Origin of the sequence: Paenibacillus wynnii (assembly GCF_030812855.1) — a bacterium.
GTDB lineage: Bacteria > Bacillota > Bacilli > Paenibacillales > Paenibacillaceae > Paenibacillus_AQ > Paenibacillus_AQ wynnii_A.
The window spans coordinates 115,118-125,043 of sequence record NZ_JAUSTK010000012.1 but is presented as its reverse complement, the minus strand read 5'-3'; the positions used below and the strand labels follow the sequence as shown (position 1 = coordinate 125,043).

Genomic DNA, 9,926 nt, shown 5'->3' with positions numbered 1-9,926 from the left:
CCTAGGCATCCTTTGCGCTCGAAATCCTGCATAAAGTACAACAATTCCGCTCCTGAAGCAACGTCTGCGCCGAAATCCTGCACTAAGTACAACAATACGGCTCCCTAGGCATCCTTTGCGCTCGAAATCCTGCATAAAGTACAACAATTCCGCTCCTGAAGCAACGTCTGCGCCGAAATCCTGCACTAAGTACAACAACACTGCTCCTAGGCACCTTTGCGCTCGAAATTCTGTGTAAAGGAGTCAGTTTTATAATGCGAATAATTCCACATTAAAATTAAAATTGTAATCAACAACGGATAATGTTAAGAAATCATCAGGTTTTTACACAAACCACCCACAGGAACAGATGTTTATACGGTTTTATCTGGTGAAAATTGTTTATGAAACTTACTCAAAATAAAAACATAATTAAGGCCAAAAAGATAAAAAGATAAAAAGATAAAAAGATAAAGAGACAATAAGATAAAAAGACAAAGGGATATAACATAAAAGATTAACTGCTACGAGTGTATAAGTGCAAAGCTCAAGTGCAGCTTAACCAAAAGCAATCATACAAATCACGATGGCGGCTATAAAGCCGACAATATCGGAGAATAAACCGACCTTGAGGGCGTAGCGGCCGTTACGGATACCTACGGCTCCGAAATATACGGTGAGGACATAGAGGGTGGTGTCGGTACTGCCTTGTATGGTTGAAGCGATTAGACCAATCAGAGAGTCAGGACCGTGGGTACGTATCAGTTCGGTAGTATAGGCAAGGGAGCCTGTACCTGTAAGAGGGCGCAGCAACCCAAGAGGAAGAACTTCGGCAGGAACACCAAAGCCCTGAAGCAAGGGGGCTATAAACCCCATGAAATAATCAAGTGCTCCAGAAGCGCGAAAGACACTTATCGCCACCATCATACCAACCAAATGTGGAATGATGGCTATAGCCGTACTGAATCCATCCTTAGCTCCTTCTACAAAAGACTCATAGACAGGTACTTTACGTGTGTAAGCATATAAGGGAATAAACGTTATCATGACAGGTATAGCCCATGACGATATGAGGCTGATTAGTTGAAGCATAGGTGGCTCACCCTTTCGCAGAAGGATAGGAGAAAGGCCCTGTCCTGCGAGCGGAGTCCTCAGGACCCGCTGTCGGCGGTTCCGGCGGCCTGCGAAGCAGAGCCAGACGTCGGCTCAACCTGTCAGCAGCAATCGCCGCAAGCGTAGCTACAGCTGTCGCTGCAAGCGTGGTGCCAACGATTCCCGCAGGATCAGTTGAACCATAGGTCAGCCTAATCGCTATAAGTGTTGCAGGAATAAGGGTTATGCTTGCCGTATTTAGAGCCAATAGTGTACACATGGCAGGTGTGGCCGTATCTTTGTTAGGATTGAGAGTCTGTAATTCTTGCATTGCTTTTATCCCCATGGGTGTCGCTGCATTTCCGAGACCCAGCAAATTGGCACTCATATTAGAAAGGATGTACCCAATGGCGGGATGCCCCCGCGGGACATCCGGGAAGAGAAAAGCGACAACCGGACCCAGAAGTTTGGCTATTTTCTGAAGTAAACCCGCATCTTCCGCAATCCGCATGATCCCAAGCCAGAATACCAACACGCTAATTAATCCAAAGCTTACAGTTACACCATTTTTAGCCCCGTCAAACACGGCCGCGGTTAGCTCATCCATTCGACCATTGACTGCAGCAAACAGGAAACCGATCACAATCATAGCCAACCAAATTAGATTAATCATGGTAGGTCTCCCTCCCACCGGCTTGAAATAAAGCTCTCAGCGTACTTACAGCCGCCTGTAACCAAGTATTCGACGGGTAGGTAGCCGTTGGCTCGACGCTGAGTTTCTTGTTGTATACAGGCGCTTTAGGTGGCAATCTATCTGGAGCGTATAAAGGGATCCTTCCAATCTCTTTACCTCCAAGCTGCAACTGTAGAACCCCCTGCAAACCAAAGTCTACCGGGCGAAGTTTACTTTTGCCTGATTTCGACTCTGAATAAAGAATCATTTTAGTGACAAGACGTTCTTGTTCTCCTTTTCCCAGCGGATAATTGAAGTCTTTGGATGTAAACAGATCATAACCGCTTACTTTATCCCCACGCTTGATTAATGTTTTGAGCGGATAGTGATTAAATCCAAAATTAAGAAGTGAGGTATGGTCATTCCAATCATCTCCATCATTAAGTGTAACCGCGACGAGCTGCTGTCCATTTCGAGTTGCAGAACTAACCAGGCAGCGCAGAGCTATTTTCGTATACCCTGTCTTGACTCCGTCTGCCCCATCATAAAGACGCAGCATTTTATTTTTATTTCTCCATTTGTAGTCCCATTTCTCATAGGGATTATCAGCTGTCTTTTCTTCTGTCTTTACGATTTCTTTGAAAACAGGATTATGTAATGCATAAGCAGTCAGAACGGCTAAGTCATTTGCACTAGAATAGTGATCCTTAGCATCCAGACCATGAGGATTAGCGAAATGAGTGTTTTTAAGTTGAAGCAGCTCTGCTTTGGCATTCATCATAAATACAAAGCCTTCTTCCGATCCTCCTACGTGCTCGGCTATGGCGGAAGCTGCATCATTACCGGAGCGAAGCATAAGACCATACAGCATCGTTTCAAGAGTCATTTCCTCGCCCAGCTTCAAATAAAGAGATGATCCCTCTTTTGCATAGGCGTTTTTACCTACCTTTACAACACCATGCAGATCACCGTTCTCAATAGCAACGATAGCCGTCATAATTTTGGTTAGGCTAGCCATGGGCATGGATTCATCCCCCCGGCTGCTATATAGAACACGACCGGATTCTACATCAATAAGTGCTGCCGCCCTTGCATGCGTATTAATAGAGCTGTTTTCTGCCCGAAGAGACGTCATTGGCAACAGAAGGAACAGCAGCATACACAACAATAAAGAAAAGATCCGTTTACGTTTTTTTGTCTTCATGTTCATCCTCCGGCTTTTTATCAGTTCTTGGGATAGCACCAAAATTTCCACTTTGTGTTGTACAAGTGTATGCACTACGAGCAGACGGTATGTCCTTCTCCTTCAAACCGGGTTCACAAAAAAAAAGAGACACCGCCCCTGTAGAGGCATGTGTCCCCGAATCATCAACTTGAACAGAAACCCTTGAGAGGATTCGTAATGTCTGTTACTAGTGTTTCTTATTATCAGACGCTTCATTAATTGTTATCGTTTCACCTTTAACCACGGTTTGATTGAGTGGTTGTGTCGGCGGCGTTGAATTAGGCTGCGTTGGTGGCATTTGTGATTGTGGCGTTTGAGATTGTGGCATTTGAGATTGTGGCATCGCTCCTTGGCCAGAGCCTTGGAACATCGTTTGAAACTTATCGATCAAACCAGGAGTTGCGTCGATAATCTTCTCAAATAAATGAGTTTGATTGTCAAGTGGTACAATATGCACGCCCTCTTTACCCACTACAAGAAAAGCAATTGGACGAATGGAAACCCCGCCACCACTACCACCACCAAATGGAAGCATTTTAACACTAGCTGCTCCCGCAGAGCTTCCTGCAGCAGCACCGTTGATCTTTTCATCTTCTTCGACACGGAAATCACTACCTCCGGCAGCAAAACCAAATGCCACCTTACTGATTGGCAGGATGACGCTTCCGTCCGGAGTTTCAACAGGATCGCCAACGATAGTGTTCACGTCGACCATGCCTTTGATGTTTTCCATCGCGGTCTGCATCAGACCTTGAATGGGATGTTCATTCATATTGTTATCCTCCTTTAGCTTTAATGAATACTCTTCTTCCACAGCGTATATCATCCCCACAAACGCACCTTAGTATGTAAGGGCGAGCCCTCAAGTTTTATAATTCTCTTTGATCTTTATTATTTTTGCGAATTAACTCTTTCCATTGTCGCAATCCTCTTTCGGCTTTGTACGCACGGAAAAGAAGCATAATACCGGCATACATTCCATAGGCCATTGAAAGTCTTCCAGCGCAAGCCAGCTCTGTGGAGAAGGTTATTTTATCTTCTCCAAATACAGGTACAACAAACGTCCTAGGACGCTTTTTCAATTGAACCCACTGGGAGCCCCAGCCAATCATGCTCCACTTCAATCCCCATATTGCACCAGCCGTTGTTGCCGTGACTGCAGCATCTCCCAATGAGAAATCAGTAGACCAGTCAAATTGAGTGATTTTCACATGGGACATCGTATCCTTAACCCATTTTTTCAGTCCCTTAGTCGCTCTTAATGCCTTTTTAAACTTATCAACCCATTTATCCACGACTTCCTTATCAATCTGTCCCTCTTCTTCGCTCTGCTTCTCTACGGCAGGCATAACTCCGCTCTGTTCTAGCTTGACACTTACTCCGCGTTTTATACCCTCAAATATAAAGTAGGGCAGCTCGTAGTGAAGCTTAACTAATCCATATAGCAAAGAAATGTCTATTTCCACACGGTCATCCTTGCCACGCTTTCGCAGCCGAAAATGAAAAACAATAGAAGAAGACAACAGCAGAACGATAGCCACAAGTAGCAATGCGAGGGGTATTGCGAGCCATAACGTCACGTGTTAACCTCCAAGTAACCAGTATTGGGAACCTTTGGTTTAGTATGGCAAGATATTCCGCAAATCATTCCTTAAATTGGGTTAAAAAGTCTAAATTATTAAATAGATTTATTAGACTTAGAAATATTATGCCCATTTACCATAAAAAAAGGCAGTTCAGGAAAATTAACCTGAACTGCCTTTTGAATTAAATACCTGTTTATGGCGAAATGTACTGTAATTTACTGTATGGTCGCCCTACTTCTGCTCAATTTCATCAATCGTCAATTGCTGACTGTCCAGCTTACTGAATAAAAGCTGAGTCTCTTCTTCCAGGCTGTCAGAATGATCTGTGCTTGACGGTTCTGGTAATTCACTAAGAGTGGCAAGCCCAAAGCTTTCCAGGAAAGTTTTGGTCGTTCCATACAAAATGGGACGCCCTACAGCCTCTGCACGTCCAACCTCATGTATCAGATCTTTATTATTCAACGTATGGATAGCACGCTCAGACTTAACTCCGCGGATTTCCTCAATCTCCACCCGTGTGATTGGCTGACGATAGGCGACAATAGCCAAGGTTTCCAATGCAGCCTGTGACAAGGAAGCTCTAGAAGGGGAATAGGCAAGTCGCTCGAAGTAGGGGGCATGGTCCGGCAAAGTGGCAAGCCGATAATTCCCCGCGATCTGCACGACCTGAAGTCCCCTCTTCTGGTTGACATATTCCTCTTTCAAATCTTCAAGCGCACGAGACACTAGATCGTTACGCTGCTCTGTAATTTCTGCTATTTGTCGGATCGAAAGACCTTCGTCCCCCGACAGAAACAATAATCCTTCAATAATCGACTTCAGACTCTTGTAATCCATTGAAGTGTTCTCCTCCTCTCCACTCCATTACGATATCGTCAAACAGTTTCTCCTGATAGCACCATATCGCTTTCATTTTCATAAGTTCAAGTATCGCTAGAAAGGTCACCACAATCTCATGACGGGCCATTTCATCATGAAGAAGCGCCGAAAAGCGCAGCTTGCCGCCTTTCCCACTTCGCTGCAATGCATCAGATACATCACGAATCCGGTCTTTAACAGAGATCTCATCTCTGGTAATTCGTTGATAAGAGGTACGTTTTGCGGCCTTGCTTAGTGCTTTACGGAAAGCGGCTATCAAATCAGCTGTATGCAAACCTTTGAGGGTATTATCAATTTGGGTCGGAACAAAAGGCGCCAAATCCTCAGGTTCCTTCGTGAAAATCAGACTCCGCTCACTTTCCATATCCAATAGCTGGAGGGCAATACTTTTAAATTTACGATACTCAATCAGCCTCTGCACCAATTCCGCACGAGGATCGAAGCCGTCATCTTCGTAATACTCGAAATCGTCAAACTCGATCACCGGCGGTTTGGGAAGCAGGATCTTGCTCTTAATTGAAAGCAATGTAGCAGCCATAACCAGAAACTCACTCGTAATATCCAGCTCAAGCTCTTGCATACCCCGCAAATATTCCATGTACTGTTCGGTGATCTCACTGACCGGAATGTCCTGGATGTCAATTTCCGCCTTATCGATCAAATGCAAAAGCAAATCCAGCGGACCCTCAAACGTCTCCAGCTTGTACAATACAGTCACGAGTCAACCTCCTGCCAAAAAAAAGTAAAGTGCAGCGCCGCAAAGGACGCTACACAAGTAGAAAGGATCTTATAATCCATGCTTTCTTCTTATACATATAAATAAGCACGATTTATGGACATTCGTCAATAGCAGTCTTACTTGAACATTTTGTTCAGGTTAGCCATTTCGATCGCAGCATTAGCAGCGTCCCAGCCTTTGTTGCCCGCTTTGGTCCCGGAGCGCTCAATAGCTTGCTCAATATTCTCGGTTGTAACCACACCGAAAATCGTTGGAACACCGGTTTTGAGATTAATAGCAGCTACACCCTTAGCTACTTCGTTGCACACATAATCATAATGCGTAGTGGATCCGCGAATAACGGTTCCAAGTGTTATAACAGCATCATACTTGCCGCTTTCAGCCATTTTTTGAGCAATCAGAGGGATTTCAAATACTCCTGGTACCCAAGCAACATCCACTTCTTCATCCTTAGCGCCATGGCGTTTAAATGCATCTAAAGCACCAGACAGCAATTTACTTGTAATGAATTCATTAAAACGACCAACAACAACTCCATATCTAAGTCCCTCGGATACTAAATGTCCTTCAAAATAATTCGGCATAACAATTCATCAACCTTTCAGGATTAATTTATAGTTTTTTAAATTAGGCTTCATTCTGCTCAATCTTGTCAAAAGTAAGCAAATGGCCCAGCTTGGCTTGCTTTGTATGAAGGTACTTGCTGTTGTCTTCATTCTCCGGCATTTGAATCGGAACACGTTCAACAACTTCTAATCCATAACCTTCCAAGCCCTTAATCTTGCGCGGGTTGTTGGTCATCAGCCTGATTTGGTGTACCCCAAGATCCTTAAGAATTTGGGCTCCGATACCGTAATCACGTAAATCTGCCGGAAATCCAAGCTGAAGGTTGGCATCTACAGTATCCAATCCTTCTTCCTGCAGTTTATAAGCGCGAAGTTTATTGATCAGACCAATACCTCTGCCTTCCTGACGCATATAGAGCAGAACACCTTTCCCAGCTTCATCAATCTGGCGCAGAGCGGCCTCAAATTGCGGTCCGCAATCGCAGCGGTGGGAGTGAAATACATCACCTGTAAGGCATTCAGAGTGCACCCGTACCAGAACAGGCTCATCAGCGGAAATATCGCCTTTTACCAAGGCAACATGCTCTTTATCATCTACCTCATTGGTGTATGCAATCGTCTGAAAAACACCAAAATCCGTAGGAATGCGTACTGAAACTTCCCGATGAACGAGCTTTTCCTTCTCATTGCGATAATGGATAAGGTCTTTGATGCTAATCAGCTTAAGGTCATGCTTACGGGCAATCTCAACCAGATCCGGCAGACGGGCCATTGTTCCGTCTTCCTTAATAATCTCACAAATTACACTCGATGGATAAGCACCACACATACGGGCCAAATCAACAGCGGCTTCCGTATGACCGGACCGGCGCAGAACACCGCCTTTTTTTGCAATTAGCGGGAACATATGGCCAGGTCTGCGAAAATCAGATGCCTTAGCATTCGGGTCCATAATCGCTTTAATGGTCAATGATCTTTCACCTGCAGAAATTCCGGTGGTCGTATCTTTATGGTCAATGGATACGGTAAAGGCTGTACCATGGTTATCCGTATTTTGACTTACCATAGGCTGCAAATCAAGCTCTTCAGCTCGTTCCGCCGTAATTGGCAGACAGACCAATCCACGACCCTCGGTAATCATAAAGTTAATCACTTCAGGTGTTGCCTTTTCAGACAGAGCGATGAAATCCCCTTCATTCTCACGGTCCTCATCATCTACGACAATGATCACTTTACCCCGCATTAAATCATAGATTGCTTCTTCAATCGGATCCAGCACACTATCTTCTTTCATGGTCTTACTCATAATTCTGTCCTCCTAAAAGTAATATCAGCTTCGCCAGCCCGTCTACATCACACAAATCCATTGGCCGCGAGAAAATCACGGCTAATTCCGGATACCTTCTCTTCTTCGTTAGGCTCAGTCGAACGATAATGGAGCAGATGATCCACATATTTTCCAAGCACATCACACTCGATATTGACACTATCTCCCCCACGCTTATACTCAAGCACGGTTTCCCCCAGCGTATGCGGGATTATTGATACTGAGAAGGAAGAAGCTGAAGTATTCACAACAGTCAGACTAATACCATCAATCGTAATGGATCCTTTAGGAATAATATATTTAAAAAGGGATTTATGATCAGGACTTACTTCAAACACAACAGCATTCTGATCACGTCTCACACTTTTAATGACACCTGTACCGTCTGCATGACCTTGAACAATATGTCCCCCAAATCGTCCACCGGAGGCCATAGCTCGTTCTAAATTCATTTTGCTGCCGGTTCGCAGTTCCTTTAGGTTCGTGTTGCGGTAAGTTTGAGGCATCACATCAACAGTAAAATAATGATCGCCCAAGGTTGTAGCCGTAAGACAGACACCGTTAACCGATACACTATCACCGATCTTCAGGTCATCCATGATGACGGAAGCCGCAATTTTGAGAACCATAACCTCGCCTCCGGTGGAAACTCCGCGAAGGACGCCAACTTCTTCTATCAATCCTGTGAACATTTCGCACCTCCTATATTATCTAAGGAGCAATTACCCCTTGAGATGAATTCCCCTTAGGCACGGGAGTCCCACTAATACATACATTATCCCCGAGGGTTTCCACTTCAACTCCCTGCAGAGTGATAGCATCTTTCATCAGCTCCACACCGGGGAATATAAAGGTTCCCGGCGCTTCTGCCCCTCCTCCTGAAATCTTGGGAGCAAAGAAGAGTATTACACGATCCACCAGACCGCTTTCGAGCATCGAACCGTTAAGGGTGCCTCCGCCTTCAAGAAGTATCGAGCCGATCTCAAGCTCCCCCAGCTTCAACATAGCATCCTTCAAGTCGACGCGCGGACCTTCACCACAGATCAACACTTGAACACCTGCCGCGACCAAGGCATTCTTACATACTGTATCGGCTGCCTGTGTTGTTACTATTATAGTGGGTGCAAGGCCGTCAGTTATCACTGCCGCATCCAGAGGAATCCTCAGGGAGGAATCAATAATGATCCTAACAGGATTAATTCCCGGTACATCCATTCTTGTAGTCAGTGAGGGATTGTCGGCAATTACCGTATTAACACCGACCATAATTCCCTGGTGACGGTGTCTCAAAGTATGTACAATCTCCCTTGCTGCACTGTTAGAGATCCACTTGCTATCTCCCGTTTTTGTAGCTAACTTACCATCAAGGGTACTGGCACTCTTGAGTGTAACAAAGGGCTGCTTCGTCAAAATGTACTTTACAAATTTCTTATTCAGACGCAGTGCACGCTCACGTAGCAGACCGACCTCCACTTCAATGCCCTTATCACGCAGCATTTGAACGCCTCTTCCAGCAACCTGCGGATTAGGATCTTCGCAAGCAATAACGACTCTGATCACCCCTTCGGCAATCAACCGTTCGCTGCAAGGAGGTGTCTTCCCGTAGTGACTGCAAGGTTCCAAAGTCACATAGGCCGTGCTTCCCGCGGCCTGTCCTGCCGCCATGTTAAGTGCATGAACTTCAGCATGGCCGCTTCCCCTCTGTAGATGGGTTCCAAGCCCAATCATAGCTCCATTCTTGACAATTACGCAGCCAACAACAGGGTTTATACCTGTTTGTCCTTGCGCACGTTCAGCCATATCAAGAGCCAGGGACATATAAAACTCGTCATTCATCGTGTCCATAACTACCTCCGTTCC

12 protein-coding genes are annotated in these 9,926 nt (G+C 45.2%); all 12 read right to left on the bottom strand.

Going from position 1 to position 9,926, the window contains the following annotated elements; genetic code table 11:
- Positions 1–195, bottom strand: a 195-nt coding sequence (locus J2T20_RS13985) for a hypothetical protein (RefSeq protein WP_307589283.1), incomplete at its 3' end; no start/stop codon positions are given.
- Positions 196–537: 342 nt separating this feature from the next.
- Positions 538–1,071 (bottom strand): spore maturation protein, encoded by a 534-nt coding sequence (locus J2T20_RS13980; RefSeq protein ID WP_307589281.1) that lies wholly within the window; start codon positions 1,069–1,071, stop codon positions 538–540.
- Between the two features lie 7 nt (positions 1,072–1,078).
- Positions 1,079–1,744, bottom strand: coding sequence for a nucleoside recognition domain-containing protein (locus J2T20_RS13975; protein ID WP_307589279.1), 666 nt, complete (start codon positions 1,742–1,744; stop codon positions 1,079–1,081).
- A complete protein-coding gene (locus J2T20_RS13970) occupies positions 1,737–2,954 on the bottom strand; it encodes a D-alanyl-D-alanine carboxypeptidase family protein (protein WP_307589277.1) in 1,218 nt (405 codons plus the stop codon). Before J2T20_RS13970 ends, J2T20_RS13975 begins: the two co-directional genes overlap by 8 nt.
- Before the next feature lie 202 nt (positions 2,955–3,156).
- On the bottom strand, positions 3,157–3,741 hold the full coding sequence (ytfJ, locus tag J2T20_RS13965; RefSeq protein ID WP_307589275.1) for a GerW family sporulation protein: 585 nt from the start codon (positions 3,739–3,741) through the stop codon (positions 3,157–3,159).
- A 97-nt stretch (positions 3,742–3,838) separates the two neighbouring features.
- Positions 3,839–4,549, bottom strand: a complete 711-nt coding sequence (locus tag J2T20_RS13960) for a DUF2953 domain-containing protein (protein WP_307589273.1) — start codon at positions 4,547–4,549, stop codon at positions 3,839–3,841.
- Positions 4,550–4,786: 237 nt separating this feature from the next.
- Positions 4,787–5,392 (bottom strand): SMC-Scp complex subunit ScpB, encoded by a 606-nt coding sequence (gene scpB, locus J2T20_RS13955; protein WP_307589271.1) that lies wholly within the window; start codon positions 5,390–5,392, stop codon positions 4,787–4,789.
- On the bottom strand, positions 5,361–6,152 hold the full coding sequence (locus J2T20_RS13950; RefSeq protein WP_307589270.1) for a segregation and condensation protein A: 792 nt from the start codon (positions 6,150–6,152) through the stop codon (positions 5,361–5,363). The genes scpB and J2T20_RS13950 overlap by 32 nt, the downstream gene beginning before the upstream one ends.
- A 137-nt stretch (positions 6,153–6,289) precedes the next feature.
- Positions 6,290–6,757 carry a 6,7-dimethyl-8-ribityllumazine synthase gene (ribH, locus tag J2T20_RS13945; protein WP_036657311.1) on the bottom strand — a complete coding sequence of 156 codons (468 nt, stop codon included), beginning with the start codon at positions 6,755–6,757 and terminating at the stop codon, positions 6,290–6,292.
- Positions 6,758–6,800: 43 nt separating this feature from the next.
- Positions 6,801–8,045: a bifunctional 3,4-dihydroxy-2-butanone-4-phosphate synthase/GTP cyclohydrolase II gene (locus J2T20_RS13940; RefSeq protein WP_307589266.1), complete on the bottom strand. Its 1,245-nt coding sequence runs from the start codon at positions 8,043–8,045 to the stop codon at positions 6,801–6,803.
- Between the two features lie 47 nt (positions 8,046–8,092).
- Positions 8,093–8,758: a riboflavin synthase gene (locus J2T20_RS13935; RefSeq protein ID WP_307589265.1), complete on the bottom strand. Its 666-nt coding sequence runs from the start codon at positions 8,756–8,758 to the stop codon at positions 8,093–8,095.
- Positions 8,759–8,777: 19 nt separating this feature from the next.
- Entirely contained in the window at positions 8,778–9,911 is a 1,134-nt protein-coding gene (gene ribD / locus J2T20_RS13930) for a bifunctional diaminohydroxyphosphoribosylaminopyrimidine deaminase/5-amino-6-(5-phosphoribosylamino)uracil reductase RibD (protein ID WP_307589264.1), read from the bottom strand.
- Positions 9,912–9,926 lie beyond the last annotated feature (15 nt).